This is a genomic window from Candidatus Krumholzibacteriia bacterium (assembly GCA_029865265.1).
Taxonomy (GTDB): Bacteria; Krumholzibacteriota; Krumholzibacteriia; order WVZY01; family JAKEHA01; genus JAKEHA01.
In genome coordinates this window covers 1-20,471 of sequence record JAOUHG010000020.1, presented here as the reverse complement: position 1 = coordinate 20,471, position 20,471 = coordinate 1, and the positions used below count along the sequence as shown (strand labels likewise).

General features: G+C 65.5%; 23 protein-coding genes. 10 read left to right on the top strand and 13 right to left on the bottom strand.

Annotated elements, in window-relative coordinates:
- Window positions 1-41: 41 nt before the first annotated feature.
- Window positions 42-1,925, top strand: coding sequence for an asparagine synthase (glutamine-hydrolyzing) (gene asnB, locus OEX18_10020; protein MDH4337594.1), 1,884 nt, complete (start codon window positions 42-44; stop codon window positions 1,923-1,925).
- A 4-nt stretch (window positions 1,926-1,929) separates the two neighbouring features.
- On the opposite strand, the gene OEX18_10015 is transcribed toward asnB, so the two are convergent.
- Window positions 1,930-2,175: a zf-HC2 domain-containing protein gene (locus OEX18_10015; GenBank protein MDH4337593.1), complete on the bottom strand. Its 246-nt coding sequence runs from the start codon at window positions 2,173-2,175 to the stop codon at window positions 1,930-1,932.
- Window positions 2,176-2,182: 7 nt separating this feature from the next.
- Window positions 2,183-2,749, bottom strand: coding sequence for a sigma-70 family RNA polymerase sigma factor (locus OEX18_10010; GenBank protein MDH4337592.1), 567 nt, complete (start codon window positions 2,747-2,749; stop codon window positions 2,183-2,185).
- Between the two features lie 77 nt (window positions 2,750-2,826).
- Here OEX18_10010 and OEX18_10005 point away from each other — a divergent pair, with 77 nt between their 5' ends.
- The gene (locus tag OEX18_10005) at window positions 2,827-3,489 is read left to right on the top strand and encodes an HAD family phosphatase (GenBank protein ID MDH4337591.1); all 663 of its coding nucleotides are present in this window, start codon (window positions 2,827-2,829) and stop codon (window positions 3,487-3,489) included.
- Window position 3,490: 1 nt separating this feature from the next.
- Complete coding sequence (locus tag OEX18_10000) at window positions 3,491-4,525, top strand: LOG family protein (protein ID MDH4337590.1); 1,035 nt, start codon at window positions 3,491-3,493, stop codon at window positions 4,523-4,525.
- A gap of 10 nt (window positions 4,526-4,535) precedes the next feature.
- Here the strand turns inward: OEX18_10000 and OEX18_09995 are convergent, their stop codons facing one another.
- The 10 genes from OEX18_09995 to OEX18_09950 form a co-directional block, all read right to left on the bottom strand.
- Window positions 4,536-5,066, bottom strand: coding sequence for a hypothetical protein (locus OEX18_09995; GenBank protein ID MDH4337589.1), 531 nt, complete (start codon window positions 5,064-5,066; stop codon window positions 4,536-4,538).
- Between the two features lie 19 nt (window positions 5,067-5,085).
- Window positions 5,086-5,502, bottom strand: a complete 417-nt coding sequence (locus OEX18_09990) for a BrxA/BrxB family bacilliredoxin (protein MDH4337588.1) — start codon at window positions 5,500-5,502, stop codon at window positions 5,086-5,088.
- Window positions 5,503-5,520: 18 nt separating this feature from the next.
- The gene (locus OEX18_09985) at window positions 5,521-5,826 is read right to left on the bottom strand and encodes a DUF59 domain-containing protein (GenBank protein MDH4337587.1); all 306 of its coding nucleotides are present in this window, start codon (window positions 5,824-5,826) and stop codon (window positions 5,521-5,523) included.
- 5 nt (window positions 5,827-5,831) lie between these two features.
- On the bottom strand, window positions 5,832-6,287 hold the full coding sequence (locus OEX18_09980; protein ID MDH4337586.1) for an SUF system NifU family Fe-S cluster assembly protein: 456 nt from the start codon (window positions 6,285-6,287) through the stop codon (window positions 5,832-5,834).
- Between the two features lie 16 nt (window positions 6,288-6,303).
- Window positions 6,304-7,518 (bottom strand): cysteine desulfurase, encoded by a 1,215-nt coding sequence (locus tag OEX18_09975; GenBank protein MDH4337585.1) that lies wholly within the window; start codon window positions 7,516-7,518, stop codon window positions 6,304-6,306.
- A gap of 50 nt (window positions 7,519-7,568) precedes the next feature.
- Window positions 7,569-8,882 (bottom strand): Fe-S cluster assembly protein SufD, encoded by a 1,314-nt coding sequence (gene sufD, locus OEX18_09970; GenBank protein ID MDH4337584.1) that lies wholly within the window; start codon window positions 8,880-8,882, stop codon window positions 7,569-7,571.
- Window positions 8,882-9,622 carry a Fe-S cluster assembly ATPase SufC gene (sufC, locus tag OEX18_09965; protein ID MDH4337583.1) on the bottom strand — a complete coding sequence of 247 codons (741 nt, stop codon included), beginning with the start codon at window positions 9,620-9,622 and terminating at the stop codon, window positions 8,882-8,884. Before sufC ends, sufD begins: the two co-directional genes overlap by 1 nt.
- A gap of 2 nt (window positions 9,623-9,624) precedes the next feature.
- On the bottom strand, window positions 9,625-11,094 hold the full coding sequence (gene sufB, locus OEX18_09960) for a Fe-S cluster assembly protein SufB (GenBank protein MDH4337582.1): 1,470 nt from the start codon (window positions 11,092-11,094) through the stop codon (window positions 9,625-9,627).
- 187 nt (window positions 11,095-11,281) lie between these two features.
- Complete coding sequence (locus OEX18_09955) at window positions 11,282-12,109, bottom strand: hypothetical protein (protein ID MDH4337581.1); 828 nt, start codon at window positions 12,107-12,109, stop codon at window positions 11,282-11,284.
- 265 nt (window positions 12,110-12,374) lie between these two features.
- Window positions 12,375-13,256 (bottom strand): VOC family protein, encoded by an 882-nt coding sequence (locus OEX18_09950; protein ID MDH4337580.1) that lies wholly within the window; start codon window positions 13,254-13,256, stop codon window positions 12,375-12,377.
- A gap of 107 nt (window positions 13,257-13,363) precedes the next feature.
- On the opposite strand from OEX18_09950, the gene OEX18_09945 reads away from it, so the two are divergent.
- Both OEX18_09945 and OEX18_09940 read left to right on the top strand, forming a co-directional pair.
- A complete protein-coding gene (locus OEX18_09945) occupies window positions 13,364-13,744 on the top strand; it encodes a TfoX/Sxy family protein (GenBank protein MDH4337579.1) in 381 nt (126 codons plus the stop codon).
- Complete coding sequence (locus tag OEX18_09940) at window positions 13,741-14,643, top strand: hypothetical protein (GenBank protein MDH4337578.1); 903 nt, start codon at window positions 13,741-13,743, stop codon at window positions 14,641-14,643. Before OEX18_09945 ends, OEX18_09940 begins: the two co-directional genes overlap by 4 nt.
- A 10-nt stretch (window positions 14,644-14,653) precedes the next feature.
- Here the strand turns inward: OEX18_09940 and OEX18_09935 are convergent, their stop codons facing one another.
- Window positions 14,654-15,286 carry an SDR family oxidoreductase gene (locus OEX18_09935; protein ID MDH4337577.1) on the bottom strand — a complete coding sequence of 211 codons (633 nt, stop codon included), beginning with the start codon at window positions 15,284-15,286 and terminating at the stop codon, window positions 14,654-14,656.
- A 116-nt stretch (window positions 15,287-15,402) separates the two neighbouring features.
- On the opposite strand from OEX18_09935, the gene OEX18_09930 reads away from it, so the two are divergent.
- The 5 genes from OEX18_09930 to OEX18_09910 all read left to right on the top strand — a co-directional run.
- On the top strand, window positions 15,403-16,989 hold the full coding sequence (locus tag OEX18_09930; GenBank protein MDH4337576.1) for a methylcrotonoyl-CoA carboxylase: 1,587 nt from the start codon (window positions 15,403-15,405) through the stop codon (window positions 16,987-16,989).
- 9 nt (window positions 16,990-16,998) lie between these two features.
- Window positions 16,999-17,790 (top strand): enoyl-CoA hydratase/isomerase family protein, encoded by a 792-nt coding sequence (locus OEX18_09925; protein ID MDH4337575.1) that lies wholly within the window; start codon window positions 16,999-17,001, stop codon window positions 17,788-17,790.
- Window positions 17,791-17,796: 6 nt separating this feature from the next.
- Complete coding sequence (locus tag OEX18_09920; GenBank protein ID MDH4337574.1) at window positions 17,797-19,344, top strand: acetyl-CoA carboxylase biotin carboxylase subunit; 1,548 nt, start codon at window positions 17,797-17,799, stop codon at window positions 19,342-19,344.
- Window positions 19,341-19,823, top strand: coding sequence for a biotin/lipoyl-binding protein (locus OEX18_09915; GenBank protein MDH4337573.1), 483 nt, complete (start codon window positions 19,341-19,343; stop codon window positions 19,821-19,823). The genes OEX18_09920 and OEX18_09915 overlap by 4 nt, the downstream gene beginning before the upstream one ends.
- Window positions 19,824-19,826: 3 nt before the next feature.
- Window positions 19,827-20,471, top strand: a 645-nt coding sequence (locus OEX18_09910) for an undecaprenyl-diphosphate phosphatase (protein MDH4337572.1), incomplete at its 3' end; no start/stop codon positions are given.

Below are 20,471 nucleotides of genomic sequence, written 5' to 3'. Positions count from 1 at the left end.
AACCCCGCCCGCCACAGGCGGGTTCCCGAAACGGCATAGAAATGTGCGGAATCGCCGGAATCGTCAATGCCAGAGCGGGCGTACGCGTCTCCGAGGGGGAGCTGCGGGCCATGTGCGACGCCATCCGCCACCGGGGACCCGACGACGCCGGCTACCACCTGGATGGCGGGGTGGGGTTGGGCATGCGGCGCCTGTCGATCATCGACGTCGCCGGGGGGCACCAGCCCATCTTCAACGAAGACCGCTCGAAGGTGATCGTCTACAACGGCGAAATCTACAACCACCGCGACGTGCGTGCCGAACTGGAGAAGCGCGGGCACCGTTACACCACGCGCACCGACACCGAAAGCATCCTCCACGCGTACGAGGAGTATGGCGACGCGTGCGTCACGCACCTGCGGGGGATGTTCGGCATCGCCATCTGGGACACGACGCGACAACGCCTGTTCCTGGCGCGCGACCGGCTGGGCAAGAAGCCGCTCTACTACACGCATCCCTCGGGCCCCGCGGGCCGGCTGGCGTTCGCCTCGGAAGTGAAGGCGCTGCTCACCCTTCCCGGTGTGGAGCGCCGCGTGGATGCGCAGGCGCTCGCGGACTACGCCGCCTGGGGCTACGTACCCGACCCGCTGTCAATCTACCGGGGCATCGCCAAGCTGCCCCCCGCCCACTACCTGGTGTACGAGGGTGGCGAGGTGCGCGTGCAGAAGTACTGGGATGTGGACTATTCCACCGCCGGGGAGCAGGACGAGGTGCAGGTGGTGGACCGTGTGCTCGACCTGCTCGACGACGCGGTGCGCATGCGCCTGATGAGCGACGTGCCGCTGGGGGCGTTCCTCAGCGGTGGCACAGACTCGTCGGTGGTGGTGGCGCTGATGGCCCGGCACACGCCGGGACGCGTGAAGACTTTTTCCATCGGCTTCGATGAGGCGCAGTACAACGAGTTGCCGTACGCCCGTCGCGTGGCGGAACACTTCGGGACCGAGCACCACGAGGAAGTCGTGCGGCCCGATGCGGAACGGGACGTGCTTGCCCTGGTGAGGCAGTTCGACGAGCCTTTCTCGGACTCGTCCATGATTCCCACCTACTACGTCTCGCGGCTGGCGCGCCGCCACGTGACGGTGGCGCTGTCCGGTGACGGCGGCGACGAGTTGTTCGCGGGCTACCTGCGCTACCTGGACGCGCCCGAGGTGCGCGCCGCCAACCGCGTTCCCGCCGTTCTGCGCGACGCTATTCTCGGCCCCGTCACCGGCGCCATGCCGGCCGGGGCGCGCGGCATCGACCGTCTGCGCAACCTGATGGGCGGCGCGGACGACCAGTACGTACGCCACATGTCGGGCGGAATCTCGCGCACGCTGCACGAGGTGTTCGAGGCGGACTTCCTGCGCGGCATCGAGGACCCGGCGCGCGTGGCGGCGCCGTTTCTCGCGTCGGTACGCGACGCCGACCCGCTCTCGCGGCGGCAGTACCTGGATACGCACACCTATCTGCCCGGCGACATCCTGACCAAGGTGGACCGCGCCAGCATGATGGTATCGCTGGAAGCGCGTGCGCCGCTGCTTGATCACGTCCTCGCGGAGTTCGCGGCCACCATTCCCGTCGGGCTGCGCATGAAGGGCATGACCACCAAGTACATTCTCAAGAAGGTGGCGGAGCGCCTCATGCCGGCCGAACTGGTGCACCGGCCCAAGATGGGTTTCGCGGTGCCGGTGGCGTTCTGGCTCCGCAAGGAATGGGCTGCCCGCAGCGACGATCTGGTGCGGGGAGAGCGCGCGCTCGCGCGCGGAACCTTCCGGCAGGAGTACCTCAACCGCATCATGGACGAGCACCGCGCGGGCAAGCGCGACAATTCCGCCATGATCTGGCGGCTGATGATCCTGGAGCTGTGGTACCGGGAGTGGGTGGACGGCTCGGGCGCGGGGAACTGACCGCTCAGTCTTTCATGGCCTCGCGAATGCGGGCCTTGCGGTCCTCGGGCAGCTTGCCCGGACAGCAGTCGGGCGCGTGCTCCGACGCCGCGTTGCAGATGCGGGACAGCGCGGAGAGCTGGCGCGCGTAGACGTGGCACATCCGGCACATCGTCACGTGAAAACGCAGGTGGATCCGCTCGCGTAGCGACAGGCGGCGGTCGCGGGACTCGGACAGGAGCCGGGCGGTTTCGGTACAGCTGCTCTTCACGGTTGCATCATCCCTCGTTGCCAAACCAGTTGGTTTCCAGACACCGGCGCAGGCCCGCGCGGGCCCGGTGCAATATAACCCACAGGTTCGTCGGGGTCACCTCCAGCACCTTACGAATTTCGTCGCTGTCGAGGCCGTCGAATTCGCGCAGGGTGAAGGCGCGCCGTTGGGCCTCGGGGAGCTTGGAGAGGCAGCCGGACAGCACCGTCCAGAACTCGCGGCTCTCCACCAGGCTCGAGGGCGCCTCGTCCCAGCGGGGGGACAGGGCCGGCGCGTGCTGCAGGATGGCCATCGGGGTGTCCCCGGCCAGGTCGGTCTCGACAATCTCCACCTTGTTCTTCCGGTAGTGGTCGATGATCTTGTGCTTGAGGATTCCGGTCAGCCAGGTTCTCAGGGTGGACCCGCCCCGAAAACCGTCCCTGGCCTTCAGGGCGGACAGAAATGTGTCCTGCACGAGGTCCGCGGCCAGTTCCTCGTTGCGCACGCGCAGAATCGCAAAGCGAAACAGCGCGTCGCCGTGTTCATCGACCCAGTTTTTGGGATCGATGGCCTGCTTTTCGTGTTCAAGTGCCATGTGTGCGGCCACGGCGACATTCACCCCCGCGACGGAGCCCATTGTACGGCCGTGCGCCAATCCATTACAATAGGACTATGACCCGCCGACCCTATGACCTGGTCTGCTTCGACGTAGACGGGACCCTCGTTCGACATCCAACCGGCAAAGTTATCTGGGAAGTCCTCAATCGCCGCTTCACCGGCGACGACACCGTCAACGAGGAACGGCACCGCTGGTACCGCGAACGCAAGATCACCTACCCGCAGTGGGTGGAACTGGACGTGCAGGGGTGGATCGACGCGGGCGCCACGCGCGCCGAAATCGTGGATTCGGTGCGGGAGTTCGAGCGTTTCGACGGCGCCCACGAGACCCTGTGGGAGCTCAAGCGCCGCGGAGTGCGCCTGGCCATCATCTCCGGAACGCTGGACATCGTCATCGACACGTTGTTCCCGGAGCACCCGTTCGACGACGTGTATTCCAACCGGTTGGATTTTGACGAACACGGCGTGCTCACCGGCTGGCAGGCCACACCCTTCGACTTGGAGGGCAAGCCGGTGGCGTTGCGCGAGCTGTCCGCCCGGCACGAAGTGGCGCTGGATCGTGCCGCCTTCGTGGGCGACGGCGCCAACGATGTTCCCATGGTGGGCGTGGCGGGTTGCGTGGTAGCGTTCAACCCGCGTTCCAGGGACCTGGCGCGCCTCGCGAACCACGTGATTCGTGAGCCGAACCTGTCACGACTCCTCGAACTGATCGGTTGATATGGCAAAGAAAGAATTCGACACCCCCGAGCGCGTTCTCGACGAGATCCGCGCCCTCTACACGGACCCCGACCCCGACCTCTCCACGCGGCTGGTGCGCGAACTCATCGTGCACGCGCTCAAGTGCCGCCGCGACGAGCTGGAGGTGCTGGACCTCAAGGTATTGAGCCGCGCCATGGCGGAGTTCCGCTACGCGGCGCGCGTGTTCAAGCCCTACCGCGACCGGCGCAAGGTGTCGATCTTCGGATCCGCGCGCACGCCCGAGAGCGATCCGTACTACCAGATGGCGGTGGAGTTTGCGTCGCTGCTGGCAAAGAGCGGCTTCATGGTGATCACCGGCGCCGCCGATGGCATCATGAAGGCGGGCAACCAGGGGGCGGGGGCGGACGCGTCGTTCGGCGTGAACATCCTGCTTCCGTTCGAGCAGGCCGCCAACACCATCATCGGCGACGACCCCAAGCTGATCACCTTCAAGTACTTCTTCACGCGCAAGATCTTCTTCCTGATGGAGGCGAGCGCGGTGGCGCTGTTTCCGGGAGGGTTCGGAACGCACGACGAGGGCTTCGAGACGCTCACCCTCATCCAGACCGGCAAGGCGCCGCCCATGCCGTTTCTGCTCATGGAACTGCCGGGGGAAACGTACTGGGAGAGTTTCGACCGCTTCATCCGCGAGGAGCTGCTGGAGCGCAAGCTGATCTCGCCCAGGGATCTGATCCTCTACAAGATCATACACTCCGCCCAGGACGGCGTGGACTACATCCGGCGCTTCTACTCGGTGTACCACTCCACCCGGCAGGTGCGCGACAGGCTGGTGGTGCGCCTGCAGAAGGAACTCACCGACGGTGCGGTGCGCACACTGGCCACGGAGTTTGCGGACCTGGTGACGAAGGGAACCATCGAGAAGACGCGTGCGCTGGCGGAGGAGACCAACGAGCCGGAGTTGCTGGACATGCCGCGCATCGTGTTTGCGTTCAACCGCCACAACCAGTCCCGCCTGATCGAGATGGTGTGGCGGATCAACGAGCTGGGCGCGTAGCGGGCCGGGTCTAGCGGGTTCGTTTCAGGCTGGCCCGGTTTTCCATTTCCCGCGCGAAGGCACGCGCGTGCCAGGCCTTGCCGAAGGTGGTTTCGAAGCGACCGCCACGCAGATCGGCGAGTGTCGAGATGGTGCTGTCGAACACAACCGTGTCGTTGTCCACCTGGTCGGCCGACACCAGTGCCTTGAACTCCTCGCGGGTCACCCCGCGCAGCACGCCGTCCGCGTCGCGAAAGAACACCTGCGAGCGGTCGAAGCCGTCGATACCGTCCTCTTCGCGCATCGTCTTCATCACGCGCATCAGCGAGTCGATCGAGCAGCCGGACACGCCATCTTCCACGAAGCCGGTCACCAGGATGAAGCGGTCCTCAAAAATATGATAGGCCCCGCGCACCGGCACGTCGTGCGAGTTCCACCCGCGCAGGAACAGGTCGAGGCGCTCGGTCACGCGCGCCTTCTCGCCGGCCGCGAGCGGACGCGACAGGGGATACGCCCACAGCTTGGCGTTGTCGGGAAAGTCTGGGAAGAACTTCTGGGTCATTCTACTACCTCGGTTGAGTCTAACAGAACTCGTCGAACGCTTCGACCAGCTGGAACGCGATCTCCTGCGGGCTGCGGCCCTCGATCTGCCAGCGTTCCATGACGAACACCGGGTTGCCGTCCTTGAACAGCGCGATCGACGGCGATGAAGGCGCGTAGCCGATGATGTACTTGCGCGCCTGCTCGGTGGCGGCGGAGTCGACGCCCGCAAAGACGCTGGTGAGCTTGTCGGGGCGCTTGTCGTGCTGCAGCGCCAGCTTCACACCGGGGCGCGCCATGCCCGCGGCGCAGCCACACACGCTGTTCACCACGACCAGCGCGGTGCCCTTCTGGTCCTTGAGTACCAGGTCCACGTCCTGGGGTGTTCTGAGTTCCACGATGCCCGCCTGGGTGAGGTCCTGGCGACAGGGTTCGGTGATTTCTGGCGGATACAGCATTGCTCTTCTTCCTCCTGCTTAGAGATTCAGTTCCAGGCGTGCCGCTTCCGACATCATTTGCGGCGTCCACGCTGGTTCCCATGTGATGTCTACCTTGACCGAGGCGACTCCCTCGACCGCGGATACCTTCTGCTCCACGTCCGCGGGGAGTATCTCCGCGGCGGGGCAGTGCGGCGTCGTGAGCGTCATGGTGAGGGTGACGTCGTTGGACTCCGCAATGGCGATGTCGTAGATCAGCCCCAGCTCCCATATGTCGATGGGGATCTCGGGGTCATAGCACGTCTTCAGGGCGGCCACGATTTTTTCGCGCAGTTCCTGGCTCATCCTGCCTACTCCGTGGTAACGGGCGCGCCGTCCGGGTTCTTGAGGGCCGCGCGCAGGGTGTGCCACGGCAGGGTGGCGCACTTGACGCGCACCGGAAACTCGCGCACCCCCGCAAAGACGGCCAGTTTGCCCAGCGCGTCCATGTCGACGGCGGTGTCCGTGGACGACATGACCACGTCGTGGAAGGTGCCGTAGAGCTTCTCGATCTCGGCCAGCGTGCGCCCCTTGAGTTCGTCGGTCATGACGGATGCAGATGCGACACAGATGGCGCAGCCGCTGCCGTCGAACGCGATTTCGCGCACCACGTCGTTCTCCACCAGCACGTACACGGTCACGCGGTCGCCGCACAGCGGGTTGAAGCCCTCCGCGTGACGGTTGGCGCCGTCCAGGCGGCCGAAGTTCCGCGGGTGCTTGTGATGGTCCAGGATGACCTCCTGGTAGAGCTCGCGCATGTCGCTCATGGTTCAATCCGTTTCATCATGCAAACAGCGCCCGCACCTTGTCCAGCCCGGCGATGAGCCGGTCGATGTCCGCGCGCGTGTTGTAGAACGCAAACGACGCCCGGTTGGTGGCGGGAACGCCGTAGAAGTCCATCACCGGCTGCGTGCAGTGGTGACCGGCGCGGATGGCGACGCCCTCGCTGTCCAGGATCATGCCCACGTCGTGCGGGTGGATTTTGTCCAGCGTGAAGGAAACCACCCCGGCGCGCTGTCCGGGGGTGCCGATGAGGGTGACGCCGAGCGCGGACGACAGCGCATCCACCGCCTGGCGCACCAGACCGTCCTCGTAGCGCGCGATGGCATCCATTCCGGTCGCGCACAGGTAGTCGATGGCCGCTCCCAGTCCGGCGACGGCGGCGATGTCCGGGGTGCCCGCCTCGAAGCGGTGGGGCAGCACGTTGTAGGTTGTCTTCTCGAAGGTGACCGACGCGATCATGTCGCCGCCGCCCTGCCAGGGGGGCATGCCCTCCAGGATCGACTTGCGGGCGTAGAGCACGCCGGCGCCGGTGGGGCCGACCATCTTGTGGCCGGAGAATACGTAGAAGTCGGCGTCCAGGGCGCGCACGTCCACTTGGAAGTGCGGCACCGCCTGTGCGCCGTCCACCAGCACGGGAATGCCGCGCTCATGCGCCATGGCGATGATCTCGGCCACCGGGTTGACGGTGCCGAGCGAGTTGGACACGTGGGTGACGGCCACGATGCGCGTGCGCTCGTTCAACATGCGCGGGAGTTCCTCCATCAGCAGGTCCCCGTCGCGGTTCATGGGCAGCACCCTGAGGGTGGCGCCGGTGCGCTGGCACAGCATCTGCCAGGGGACGATGTTGGAGTGGTGCTCCATGGCGGTGATGAGCACCTCGTCGCCGTTCTTCACATTGGAGCCGCCAAACGACGACGCCACCAGGTTGATGGCCTCGGTGGTGCCGCGCACAAAGACGATCTCGCTGGTCTCGGCGGCGTTGATGAACGCGCGCGCTTTCTCGCGCGCGCCTTCGTAGAGTTCGGTGGCCTCCACGCTCAGCGCGTGCACGCCGCGGTGCACGTTGGCGTTGTGCTTTTCGTAGTAGCCGGAAATGGCATCGATGACCTGGCGCGGCTTCTGCGCGGTGGCGGCGTTGTCCAGGTAGACCAGCGGCTTGCCCTTGATCTCGCGGTGCAGGATGGGGAAGTCCTCGCGCACGCGCGCGGCGTCGATGACTGTTAAGGCGTCATGTTGCGTTTTCAAGTTTCCCACCTCCACCGGCATCACGCGGAGCGTGCCTCCCGCGAGCGGTTCAGCCACTCGAAGAGCTCCGTTTCCAGCCGCACCTTGAGCGGCTCCACGTCGATGCGCTCAAACAGCTCGCTCGCGAACGCGTACACCATGATGTCCCGGGCTTCGTTGGCGGGGATGCCGCGCGAGCGCAGGTAGAACATGGCGTCCTCATCGGTCTTGCCGATGGCGGCGCCGTGGGTGCACTTGACGTCGTCCGCGAAGATCTCGAGCTGCGGGTTGGAGTTGATGCGCGCGTCATCGGAAAGCAACATGCAGTTGTTCTCCTGCTTGGCGTCGGTCTTCTGGGCGTCCGGGTCCACGTAGATGCGGCCATTGAACACCCCGCGCGCGTGCCCGTCCAGTATTCCCTTGTAGAGCTCAAAGCTGTGGCAGTGCGGTTTGGCGTGGCGAATGAAGGTGTGGTTGTCCACGTGCTGGCGCCCGCCCGCCAGGTAGAGTCCGTCGAGGCGGGCGTCGATACCCTCGCCGTCGAGGATGCAGTGCGAGTCGTTGCGCACCAGCGCGCCGCCCATCTGGACGGCCAGGGTGGCGTAGCGCGCGCTGGCCGCCAGGGTGGCGTGCTGCAGGGCCACGTGGAACGCGCGCGGGCTCTCCTTCTGCACCTTCAGGTGGTGGAAGGATGCGTTCTCGCCGCACACGATCTCGGTGACCACGTTGGTGAAGTACTGGCCCTCGCCCACGTAGCTCTCGATCATCTCGCCGCCGGCGTTCCTGCCCACGCGCACCAGCAGGCGCGGGTGCAGCATGACGGGCGCGTTGCCGGCCTCGGCCACGTGGACCACGTGGATGGGCCGGTCCAGCACCACGCCGTCGGCCAGTTCCACGTAGAGCCCGTCGGCCAGGAAGGCGGTGTTGAGCGCGGCAAAGCGCTGGTCGTCGATCTTGACCCCGCTGTTGAGCAGCGTGCGCACGCTTTCGGGGTGCTCGCGCGCCGCATCGGCCAGGCTCGAGATGCGTACGCCCCTGGGGAGTCTGGCCGGGATACCGCCGGTCACGCGGCCGTTCACCAGCACCACGCGCAGGCAGTCCGAATCGTCAAAAGTTCGCGCGAGGATGGAAGCGTCGGCGGGCGTGCGGCCCGCGCCCGCCGGCGCAAAGTCCACCTCGGCGATCGGTCGTGTGCGCGTGAAGCGCCATTCCTCGTCGCGCAGCGACGGGAACCCCGCGCTGCGGAAGCGGTCGAAGCCGGAGCGGCGCAGGTCGTTCATCCAGTCGGGACCGGCCTTGCGCAGGCCCGGTTCCAGCTCGGAAAACAGCTTCTCGTAGGTGGCGACGCCCGGCATCAGCCCGTCACCTCGGCATAGCCCTCGTTTTCGAGCTCGAGCGCGAGGCTCTTGTCGCCGGTCTTGATGATCTTGCCGTCCATGAAGACGTGCACGATGTCCGGCACGATGTAGTTGAGCAGGCGCTGGTAGTGGGTGATGACCACCATGGCGCGCTCGGGCCCGCGCAGCGCGTTCACACCGTTGGCCACCACGCGCAGCGCGTCGATGTCGAGGCCGGAGTCGGTCTCGTCCATCACGCAGATCTTCGGGTCGAGAATCGCCATCTGCAGGATCTCGTTGCGCTTCTTCTCGCCACCGGAGAAGCCCTCGTTGACGGAGCGGTTCATGAAGCTCTCGTCGATCTTGAGCACCTTCATGCGCTCCTTGACGATCTTCAGGAAGTCCATGGCGTCGAGTTCCTTCTCGCCGCGCGCCTTGCGCACCGCGTTGAGCGCGGTCTTGAGGAAGTAGTTGTTGCGCACGCCGGGGATCTCCACGGGGTACTGGAAGGCGAGGAACAACCCTTTCGCGGCGCGCTCCTCGGGGGCGAGCTCCATCACGTTCTCGCCGTTGATGATGATCTCGCCCTCGGTGACCTCATAGGTGTCGCGGCCCGCCAGCACCTGCGCCAGCGTGCTCTTGCCGGAGCCGTTGGGGCCCATGATGGCGTGCACTTCACCGGCCTTGACGGTGAGGTTCACGCCCTTGAGGATTTCCTTGTCTTCGATCCGTGCGTGCAGATTCTTGATTTCCAGCATGGTTAACCTACCGACCCTTCCAGGCTCACCGCGAGGAGGCGCTGTGCCTCCACCGCGAATTCCATTGGCAGCTCCGCGAACACCTCGCGGCAGAAGCCGTTGACGATCATGTTCACCGCGTCCTCGTTGGAAATGCCCCGCGCGCGGCAGTAGAAGAGCTGGTCCTCGCCGATCTTGGAGGTGGTGGCCTCGTGTTCGGCGTGCGAGGACGTGTTGCCCACCTCGATATACGGGAAGGTGTGCGCGCCGCACTTGTCGCCGATCAGCATGGAGTCGCACTGGGTGAAGTTGCGCGCGTTGCTGGCGTTCTTCTCGATCTTCACCAGACCGCGGTAGCTGTTCTGCCCGCGCCCGGCGGAGATGCCCTTGGACACGATGGTGCTCTTGGTGTTCTTGCCGCGGTGGATCATCTTGGTGCCGGTATCGGCCTGCTGGTAGTTGTTGGTGAGTGCGACCGAGTAGAACTCGCCCACCGAGTCGTCGCCGGTGAGCACGCAGCTCGGGTACTTCCAGGTGATGGCCGAACCCGTTTCCACCTGCGTCCACGAAATCTTCGAGCGCGCGCCGCGGCACTCGCCGCGCTTGGTGACAAAGTTGTAGATACCGCCCTTGCCGTTCTTGTCGCCCGGGTACCAGTTCTGCACGGTGGAGTACTTCACCGAGGCATTCTCCTCGGCCACGATCTCCACCACCGCCGCGTGCAACTGGTTCTCGTCGCGGATGGGTGCGGTGCAGCCTTCCAGGTAGCTCACGTAGGCGCCCTTCTCGGCCACGATCAGGGTGCGCTCAAACTGTCCGGTTTCGCGCGCGTTGATGCGGAAGTAGGTGGAGAGCTCCATGGGGCAGCGCACGCCTTCGGGCACGTACACAAACGAGCCGTCGCTGAACACCGCCGAGTTCAGCGCCGCGTAGAAGTTGTCGTTGTAGGGAACCACGGTGCCGAGCGCCTTCTTCACCAGCTCGGGGTGGTTCTTGACCGCCTCGGAGAACGAGCAGAAGACGATGCCCAGCGAGGCGAGCTTGTCCTTGAAGGTGGTGGCCACGGAGACGGAGTCGAACACCGCGTCCACGGCGACACCGGACAGGCGCATCTGTTCCACCAGGGGAATACCCAGCTTGTCGAAGGTGCGTCTGATTTCGGGGTCCACCTCGTCCATGCTCTTGGGGCCGTCGCCCCTGGGCTTGGGTGCGGAGTAGTAGTGAATGTCCTGGAAGTCGATCTTCGGGTAATGGACGTTGGGCCACCTGGGCTCTTCCATCTTCTGCCACGCGCGAAACGCGCGCAGGCGCCAGTCGAGCAGCCACTCGGGCTCACCCTTGCGCGCGGAAATCACCCGCACCACGTCCTCGTCGAGGCCCTTGGGGATCTTGTCCTCTTCGATGTCGGTGACGAAGCCCCACTCGTAGTCTTTGTCGATTCGCTCCTGGATGGGATCGACGGGCTCGCCGATGGGCTGTGCTTTTCCTGCCATGATTCCTCCCCGGCGCGGCGGCGCCGGTGTCGATATTCGGTAATCGCACTGATTTAGTGCTATTTACAGAGTAGCGAAAACCTCCCCGGGAATCAACCCGTGGGAGGTTTTCATGTAACCGGTTGTCAATTAATAGTATATACGATTCACCACCCCGGCGCCAGCGGCATTTTGCCCGCCCGGACCGTCAGGGCGTCGAGGTGTCGATGACGGCGCCCTCGGGCATGGTCATGCGCGCCTCGTCGAACGGTGTCGAGAGCGAATAATTGGACAGCGTGCACGCCGCATACACATTGCCCGCTTCATAGATGGTGAAGTGCGCCGGCACCTTCAAGCCATCCACCGTGGTCATCTCGTCATAGATCAGGCAGTGCTCGGGGGTGGATTTCTCGCCCTCGTCGAGCAGCGCCCGGTACGTCACGATGTAGTCCACCGCGTGCAGCATCTTTGACTGCGGATCGATGTAGAGCCGGTAGTAGTCGTCCGGCGTGTCGCCGGTTCCGGGCTGGAACGTCATCATGACGGTCACGTACTGCGTGGGGTCGTTGGGGAGTGTTCCGGCGCCGGGTTCGCCCAGCACCACGCCGGGGTCCTGGGTGAGCCACGGAATGTTGATGAAGTAGTAGTTGAGCAGCGCCAGAAAGCGCACCGGCGTCTGCGTGGGCCAGTTCATGCTCCACGCCTTCTCGCCGTCCCAGGCCACCGCGACATCGGTGCCGGCGATGTCAAAGTAGGCGCGGCGCCGCCCCTGTTCCACCACGAATGTGGTGGGCGGGTTGTCGCCCCACTGGTCGGTAAAGGAAAAGGTGGGGGCGTTCTTCCAGGCGTCCATGCCGCCGTGCGCGGCAATCATGTCCTGAATGATGGGCGGTCCCTTGAACTCGACGGCTTCCGCGACCAGCGCGTCGGTTTCGCCCTGATCCTGCTGCGACTGCTGCTCCTGCTTGTTTCCACAGCCGGCAAACAGAACCAGCGCGGAGATCGCCAGAACGATTCGTGTGAAGGTGTGCGGCACGGATAATCCTCCCTATTTGCGGCTCGAAACCCTCGTTACCAGATGATGGGGCCGGTTCCCACGCGGACGGTGCCGTAGGGACCGTAATGTCCGGGGCCGTACCCTGGCCCGTAAGGTCTGTATCCGGGCCCGTAGGGGCCGTATCCGTACGGACTGCCGACGGCGACTCCCACCGAAACGTCGCCCGTGCAGCCAGACAGCCCCAGGAATCCAAGCAGGAGAACAATCAGAAAGAGATGTTGTATACGCATCGGATGTTCTCCCTTCAGAACGGATACTGTTGCAGAACCAGCACGGCGCCGTTCGGATCTTGAATGATCGCGCTGCTTCCATTGCGAATGTCGGCGTTGGGGGCCATCAGCACGGTGGCGCCCAGTTCTTCCGAGAGTTTCGTGGCGCTCTGCGTGTCGGCGACGCGCAGGTAGGGGAGCCAGTGCGGTCCCACGCTATCGGGTGCCGCGAACATCCCCGCGCGCGCGCGTCCCGAGGCGCTCAGCAGCCAGTAGCCACCCGGGCTGTCGGCGTCGGCCGCGCCGGCTTCGTAGCCAGCCAGCTCGTTGTAGAAACGAACCCCCGCCTCGGTGTCGGTGGTCACGTAGTCGTTCCAGAGCCAGGTCCCGACCACCGGCTCGACACCGTCCGCGGGGTCGCCGCTCTCGGAGCGGACCAGCACCAGCGGCGCGCCCACGGCGTCCCGCACCAGCGCAACGCGTCCAAAGCCGGGCAGGTCCAGCGGACCGCGCAGCACGGAACCGGTTTCCCTGCACATCTGCGCGGCGCGATCCACATCGTCAACGGACATGAAGCTCAGCCACTGCGTGATGCGCATGCCCTTGGTGTCCTTCACCTCCACGATGGTTCCAACGTCACGCGTGCCAAGGCGGATGGTGGTGTACGGCGAGTTTTCGTCCATGGCCTGGAACGTCCAGCCGCACAACTTGCCATAGAACTTCTCGGCGCCGGCGACGTCGTCGGTGAGCAGCGCATGCCACACGATCTTGCCGGGGATGTGCTGCATACCCTCGCCGGCCGCAATGGGCGGCAGCGGATGGGTGCTGCCGCACGACAGCGCGAAGGCGACGAGTGCGGTCAGCAAGAGAGCCAGAGCTGCAACGGCGCGCGGGCGCGCCGGGTTGTTTCTCTTCATCGGTTGCCTCCTGGGGCGTTGGGAATTGGCTGGTGGGCAGCATAGCACGCCGGACCCGCCTTGCGCAGCCTGTTGCCGAAACGCGCCCCGCGCGCTAGATTCACCGCATGGCGGCGAAGGACAACGATTTCCTCGAGTTCGTGACCGACCAGCTCTCCGGGCTGCGCGGCCTCACCTCGCGGCGGATGTTTGGCGCCATCGGCCTGTACCACGGCGAGAACTTCTTTGCCATCATCGACGACGGCATCCTCTACTTCATCACCGACGAACAGACGCGCCCGCGCTACGAGGCGCTCGGCATGAAGCCGTTCGAATACGCGCCCGGCAAGTTCCTGCGCACCTACTACCCGGTTCCCGTGGACGTGCTGGAGGACGACATCGCGCTGCAGAAATGGGCGGAGGAAGCGGTTGCAGTACAAAAGCGCAAGGGGACGAAGAAGCCCGGGAAGCCGCGCAACAAGACCACCAAACCAAAGAGGAAGACATGACCACGAAAACACTGGTCGCCGCGGCACTCCTGCTCACGGCAACAACACCCGCGTCCGCGCAGAGCTGGGCGCAGTTCGATCACCACTGGTACGACGGCAAGGCGGAACTGGACGGCTACAAGCTCGTGATCTCGCGCTACGGCGAGAACCGCGCCGACGCCACCGCGGTGATGATCTTCGTCACCGAGCCCTTCAGCGAATCGAAGCGCGTCAAGGTGAACGACGCCAGCGCCAACCCGGCAGAAACCTTCACCGCGCTCAAGCTCAACCTGGTGCGCGACTTCCAGACCGGCATCTACGACTACAACACCATGGTGTCGGTGTTCGTGCGCGCACAAACCATGGAGCCGGTGAAGATCTCGTTTTCGAGCCAGGAGTGGTGCGGACAGGTGTACTCCGAGATGATCTTCAACAAGAAGGACATCCGCGGCACCTACGCGAGCTACTTTGAGGGGGAATCGGGGCCGCTGTCGCTGGGCCGCCCGGCCGGTGGCATCACCGAGGACGAGCTGTTCATCGCGCTGCGCGGGCTGCGCAACGACTTCATGGCGGCGGGTGAGACGCGCGCGGTGCCGTATCTGCCGGGCGTGTTCTACGCGCGCCTCTCGCACCAGCCGCTGGCGTGGACCCAGGCCACCATCGCCCGCGCCGCGGCCAGCGAGACCGTCAAGGTTCCCGCGGGTTCATTCGAGGTGATGCGCTACGACGTGAAGGTTGCCGACGGCCGCGCGGGCACGTTCTACATCGAGAGCGCCTACCCGCACAAGATCATCAAGTGGTCGTTGCCGCCCGACGTGTCGGGCGAACTGACGGGTTCGGCGCGATTGGAGTACTGGAAGCTCCACGCCGAAGGCGACGAGAAATACCTGCAGGAGTTGGGACTCCCGGTTCCGAAGTAGGGGGTGTGCGCTAGTAGCACGCGCCCACTGCCGTGCGCAGATATGGCGTCTCGCTTAGCTGGTTCAGCATGAAGTCGGCGGTGTCGGCGCGGGAGATGCTGACACTCCACAGGTAGTTGCCCACGCGCGGGCCGTGCTGGTACACGCCGCGCTTCCTTCCGTTGGTCAGTTGTCCCGGGCGCACGATCACCCAGTCGAGGCCGCTCTCTCGCACCACGCGTTCCTGGCGCCCCTTGTCGTACCAGTAGAAGGGCAGGATGAACGGAATCGTAAAGAGCGTGTAGTAGACTCCCAGACGCCCCGTGCTGTCGCCCACCCCGAGTGCGGTCTCCACCACCAGCCGCTTGACACCCGCCGCGTTCATGGCGTCCACCAGGTTGCGCGTTCCCTGCGAGAGGATCTTCGACGGTCCCAGCCAGCGCTTGTGGCCCAGCGCGCACACCACGGCGTCCTGGCCGCGCACCGCGGCGGCGAGCGACGCGGGGTCCATCACGTCGCCCTTTGCAACCGTCAGGTGATCGTGGGTGAGCTTGACCTTTGCCGGACTACGCGCCAGCGCGGTCACGTGGTGGCCGCGTTCCAGCGCCTGCTTGACCAGTTCGCGGCCGGTGCCGCCGTTCGCTCCAACAATGAGAATGCGCATGGGGACAGTGTACCCCCGGCACCCCCACTTTGCGCTTATAATCGGAACCGTTTTCGTCTATTCTTGCCATTCCGCCGGAGCCCGGCACCAACCTCAATTGCAACAGGGGCTTGTCCTTGTACCGAATCGAATCCAGAGTCCAGACGGCATCCGCCGCCTTCAAGGAGAACGCCGCGTTCCAGAAGGAAGCGGCGGCGCGTTTTCGCGAGAAGCTCGATGCGGTCAAGCGCGGCGGCTCCCCGCGATCGGTGGAGAAGCACAAGGCGCGCGGCAAGCTCACCGCGCGCGAGCGCATCGCCATGCTGCTCGACCACGACACGCCTTTCCTGGAGTTCTCCGCACTCGCCGCCAACGGCATGTACGACGACCAGGCGCCCAGCGCGGGCGTGATCACGGGTGCGGGCGTGGTGCACGGCCGCGAGGTGGTGGTGGTGGCCAACGATGCCACCGTCAAGGGCGGCACCTACTTTCCCATGACGGTCTTGAAGCACGTGCGCGCGCAGCAGATCGCCATCGAGAACCGTCTGCCGTGCATCTACCTGGTGGACTCGGGCGGCGTGTTCCTGCCGTTGCAGGACGGCGTGTTCCCGGACAAGGACCACTTTGGCCGCATCTTCTACAACCAGGCCGTCATGAGTGCCGCGGGCATTCCGCAGATCTGCGCGGTGATGGGCTCGTGCACCGCCGGTGGCGCATACGTGCCGGCCATGAGCGACGAGAACGTGATCGTGCGCGAGCAGGGCACCATCTTCATCGGCGGACCGCCGCTGGTGAAGGCGGCCACGGGTGCCGACGTGACCGCGGAGGAACTGGGCGGTGCGGATGTGCACACGCGCATCTCGGGCGTGTCGGACCACTTTGCCGACAACGACGAGCACGCCATCCAGATTCTGCGCAACATCGTGGAGGGACTGGGGCGCGGTGAGAAGACGGCACTCGAGATGCACGAACCCGAGGAGCCGCACTACGACCCGGCGGAACTCTACGGCATCATCCCCAAGGACCTCTCCAGGCAGTTCGACTCGCGCGAGGTGATCGCGCGCCTGGTGGACGGCAGCCGCTTCCACGAGTTCAAGGCGCGCTACGGCACCACGCTGATCACCGGCTTCGCGCGCATCATGGGCTACCCGGTGGGCATCGTGGCCAACAACGGCATTCTGTTTGCGGAGAGCGCGCGCAAGGGCGCGCACTTCGTGCAGATGTGCGCCACGCGCAAGGTGCCGCTCCTGTTCCTGCAGAACATCACCGGCTTCATGGTGGGCAAGGAGTTCGAGCACGGCGGCATTGCCCGCGACGGCGCCAAGATGGTGCACGCGGTGGCGGCGGCCCAGGTGCCCAAATTCACCGTCATCATCGGCGGCTCGTACGGCGCCGGCAACTACGCCATGTGCGGGCGTGGCTACGCGCCGCGGCTGTTGTGGATGTGGCCGTCGTCCAAGATTTCGGTGATGGGCGGGCAGCAGGCCGCGGAGGTGCTGTGGACGGTGAAGGACATCGGCACGGGTGCCGCCGAAGAAGCCGCCTTCAAGAAAGACATCCTCGACAAGTACGAACGCGAGGGAAACGCATACTATTCCACCGCGCGCCTGTGGGACGACGGCATCCTGGACCCCGTCGACACGCGCGCCGCCATCGCACTGGGGTTGAGCCTCTCGCTCAACGCACCCATTCCGGAGCATCGCTTCGGCGTCTTCCGCATGTAGGAGCACGCAATGACCCACTACACGACCTTTCAGATCAAGCGCGACGGCCCGGTGGCCCACGTGGTGCTCAGCCGCCCCGAGGTGAAGAACGCCTTCGACGACGTTCTCATCAAAGAGATGTCCGGCGCGCTGGAGGCCATCGCGCATGACGACTCCATCCGCGTCATGGTGCTCACCGGCGACGGCAACGTGTTTTCGGCCGGCGCGGACCTGAACTGGATGAAGAAGGTGGCCGGATACGGTTTCGAGGAGAACGTGGAAGACGCGCTCATCTTTGCGCGCATGCTGGAATCGCTGTACCGGCTGCCCAAGCCCACCATCGCGCGCATCAACGGCGCGTGCATCGGCGGCGGCGTGGGCCTGGTGAGCGCGTGCGACGTGGCGGTGTCGGTGCCGGACGCCAAGTTCGCGTTGCGCGAGATCCTGTTGGGCATCGCGCCGTCGGCCATCTCGCCCTACGTGCTGCGCAAGATCGGCGAGCGCTATGCGCACGACTACTTTTTGACGGGCCGCACCTTCGACGCCAACCGCGCGCGGGAGATCGGCCTGGTGAACGAGGTGGTGGAGCGCGAGCTGCTCGACGCCGAGGTCGACGTGTGGGTGAAGCGCTTCCTGCACGCGGGCCCCAAAGGTATTGCCGCCACCAAGAAGCTCATCAACCGCGTGGCGTGGTCGTCCATCGAGGACGTGCAGGAATACACCGCGCGCACCATCGCGTCGTTGCGCGGCTCCGACGAGGGCCGCGAGGGCTTTGCGGCCTTCTTTGAAAAGCGCAAGCCGGACTGGGATACCGAGGGCTGATACACAGTGGCCGGCCGTCGCACAAAATCCCCACCACCCGAACGGGCGATCAAGAAGGTGCTCATCGCCAACCGCGGCGAGATTGCCGTGCGCATCATCCGCGCGTGCCGCGAGCTGGGCATCCCCACCGTGGCCGTGTTCTCCGACGTGGACCGCCACAGCCTGCATGTGCAGCAGGCGGGCGAGGCGGTGTGCATCGGCCAGGCGTCGCCGAAGGAATCCTATCTCAACGCCGACGCGGTGATTGCCGCCGCGCGCGCCACCGGCGCGGACGCCATCCACCCCGGCTACGGTTTTCTGGCCGAGAGCGTCGCCTTCGCCGAGCGCGTGGAGAAGGAGGGTCTCACCTTCATCGGTCCGCCGTCGGCCGCCATCCGCGCCATGGGCTCGAAGATCGAGTCGCGCGCCATCATGAAGGCGGCCGGCGTGCCCATCGTGCCCGGCACGGACACCGGCAGCAACGACCCCGCGTGGATTGCGGCGGCCGCAAAGAAGATCACCGGTCCCATTTTCATCAAGGCGTCGGCGGGTGGTGGCGGCAAGGGGCTGCGCCTGGTGACCGACCGCAAGCAGGTGGAGGCCGCGGCGCGCGCCGCCATCGGCGAGGCGAAGTCCGCCTTCGGCGACGACACCGTCTACATCGAGCAGAAGATCGAACACCCGCGGCACATCGAGTTCCAGGTGCTGGCCGACGCGCACAATAACATTGTGCACCTGTTCGAGCGCGAGTGTTCCATCCAGCGCCGCCACCAGAAGGTGCTGGAAGAAACGCCCTCGCCCGCGCTCACCCCGGAACTGCGCGCGCGCATGGGCGAAGCGGCGGTGGCGGCGGCGAAGGCGGTGGGCTACGTGAACGCGGGCACCATCGAGTTCATGCTGGATGCGGCGGGAAACTTCTTCTTTCTGGAGATGAACACGCGCATCCAGGTGGAACACCCCATCACCGAGGTCACCACCGGCATCGACCTCGTGCAGTGGCAGCTGCGCATTGCGGGCGGCGAACGACTCGCGTTCAAGCAGAAGGACCTCGCGCAGCGCGGCCACGCCATCGAGTGCCGTATTTACGCCGAGGACGAGACCCGGAACTTCATGCCCTCGTGCGGCGTGATCTCGTACCTGTACGAACCCTCCGGCCCCGGCATTCGCAACGACTCCGGCGTTTACGAGGGCTGGGAAGTCACACCGTACTACGACCCCATCCTCTCCAAGCTCATCGCCTACGGCGAGGACCGCGAGATGGCGCGGTTGCGCATGCTGCGCGCGCTCGACGAGTACGTGGTGCACGGCGTGCAGACCGGCATCGACCTGCACAAGCGCATCCTCGTGCACCCGGCGTTCATCGCCGGCGACGTGAACACGCTGTTCATGGACGACTACGGCCGCGAGGTGCTCATGGACCCGGGCAGTGACATCCCCGACGAGGCCTTCGTGGCCGCCGCGCTCAGCGAGACGCTCAACATCGGCCGCGCGCCGCGCGGGGGCGTGGGAGCGCCGGACGCGGGGCCGTCGCCGTGGGAGCGCGTGGGCAAGTGGGAGATCGGGGGCGCGAAATGAAGATCGCGCTGGACGGTGTTCGCAAGGACGTGGGAATTGTGCGCACCGCGGACGGATTCGTGGTGACTATCGACGACCGCCGTCATATCGTCAGCGACGTGAGCCTGGTGGCGGGCACAATTGCGTTCCTCATCGACCAGGCGTCGCACGTGGCGCACGTGTCGCAGGGGCGCAACGGACTCGACATCTCCATCGGCGGGCGCACCTACGCGCACACGCGCGACGAGGTCGACACCGACCGTCCGGTGGGTGCGGCCGGCGAGGGGCGCCTGGAAGCGCCCATGCCGGGTTCGATTGTGGCGGTCAACGTGAAGACAGGCGACACGGTGAAGGCGGGCGACCCGCTGGTGGTGCTGGAATCCATGAAGATGCACAACGAACTGCTCTCGCCGGCCACGGGAACGGTCAAGAAGGTCCACTGCAAGAGCGGCGAGCAGGTGGCGTACGGCCAGGTGCTCGTCGAGATCGGGGCGAAGTAATCCATGCCGGTCGTGTTGCTGGCCATCATCCTCGGCCTCATCCAGGCCGCCACCGAATTCCTCCCCATTTCCTCATCGGCGCACCTCATTCTGGCCCGCGCCGCGCTGGACTTCGACGTGGTCGACGGCCTCACCTTCGACGTGGCCGTGCACCTGGGCACGCTGATGGCCATCGTGGTCTACTTCTGGGGCGACCTGCGCGCACTGGCGCGCGGCTTCCTCTCCAGCCTCTCGCCAAAGGGAGATCGCAACGATCCCGCGTCGCGAATGGCGTGGTACGTGATTGCGGCGTGCGTGCCGGCCGGCCTGGTGGGTTACTTCTTCGAGGCCGGCATCGAGTTGTACTTCCGTCACCCGGGCGTGATCGTGGTGACGCTCCTTGCGGGCGCGTTCCTGTTCCTGTGGGTGGAAAAGCGATTCAGCCACGTGGGCGAGATGCAGAACCTCACCTTCTGGCAGGCGGTGGGTATTGGCACCGCGCAGACACTGGCGCTCATTCCCGGCGTGTCGCGCTCCGGCATCACCATTGCGGTGGGGATGATGTTCGGGTTGCGCCGCGACCAGGCCGCGCGCTTTTCATTCCTGATGGCCTCGCCGCTCATGCTGGGCGCTGCGCTCAAGAAGGGCCTCGACCTCATTGGACAGCCG

Coding starts and splice junctions, on each gene's coding strand:
- asnB (MDH4337594.1), top strand. CDS start 42: ATGTGCGGAATCGCCGGAATCGTCAATGCCAGAGCGGGCGTACGCGTC.
- OEX18_10010 (MDH4337592.1), bottom strand. CDS start 2,749: ATGGCACTTGAACACGAAAAGCAGGCCATCGATCCCAAAAACTGGGTC.
- OEX18_10005 (MDH4337591.1), top strand. CDS start 2,827: ATGACCCGCCGACCCTATGACCTGGTCTGCTTCGACGTAGACGGGACC.
- OEX18_10000 (MDH4337590.1), top strand. CDS start 3,491: ATGGCAAAGAAAGAATTCGACACCCCCGAGCGCGTTCTCGACGAGATC.
- OEX18_09995 (MDH4337589.1), bottom strand. CDS start 5,066: ATGACCCAGAAGTTCTTCCCAGACTTTCCCGACAACGCCAAGCTGTGG.
- OEX18_09990 (MDH4337588.1), bottom strand. CDS start 5,502: ATGCTGTATCCGCCAGAAATCACCGAACCCTGTCGCCAGGACCTCACC.
- OEX18_09985 (MDH4337587.1), bottom strand. CDS start 5,826: ATGAGCCAGGAACTGCGCGAAAAAATCGTGGCCGCCCTGAAGACGTGC.
- OEX18_09980 (MDH4337586.1), bottom strand. CDS start 6,287: ATGAGCGACATGCGCGAGCTCTACCAGGAGGTCATCCTGGACCATCAC.
- sufD (MDH4337584.1), bottom strand. CDS start 8,882: ATGCCGGGCGTCGCCACCTACGAGAAGCTGTTTTCCGAGCTGGAACCG.
- sufC (MDH4337583.1), bottom strand. CDS start 9,622: ATGCTGGAAATCAAGAATCTGCACGCACGGATCGAAGACAAGGAAATC.
- sufB (MDH4337582.1), bottom strand. CDS start 11,094: ATGGCAGGAAAAGCACAGCCCATCGGCGAGCCCGTCGATCCCATCCAG.
- OEX18_09950 (MDH4337580.1), bottom strand. CDS start 13,256: ATGAAGAGAAACAACCCGGCGCGCCCGCGCGCCGTTGCAGCTCTGGCT.
- OEX18_09945 (MDH4337579.1), top strand. CDS start 13,364: ATGGCGGCGAAGGACAACGATTTCCTCGAGTTCGTGACCGACCAGCTC.
- OEX18_09940 (MDH4337578.1), top strand. CDS start 13,741: ATGACCACGAAAACACTGGTCGCCGCGGCACTCCTGCTCACGGCAACA.
- OEX18_09935 (MDH4337577.1), bottom strand. CDS start 15,286: ATGCGCATTCTCATTGTTGGAGCGAACGGCGGCACCGGCCGCGAACTG.
- OEX18_09925 (MDH4337575.1), top strand. CDS start 16,999: ATGACCCACTACACGACCTTTCAGATCAAGCGCGACGGCCCGGTGGCC.
- OEX18_09915 (MDH4337573.1), top strand. CDS start 19,341: ATGAAGATCGCGCTGGACGGTGTTCGCAAGGACGTGGGAATTGTGCGC.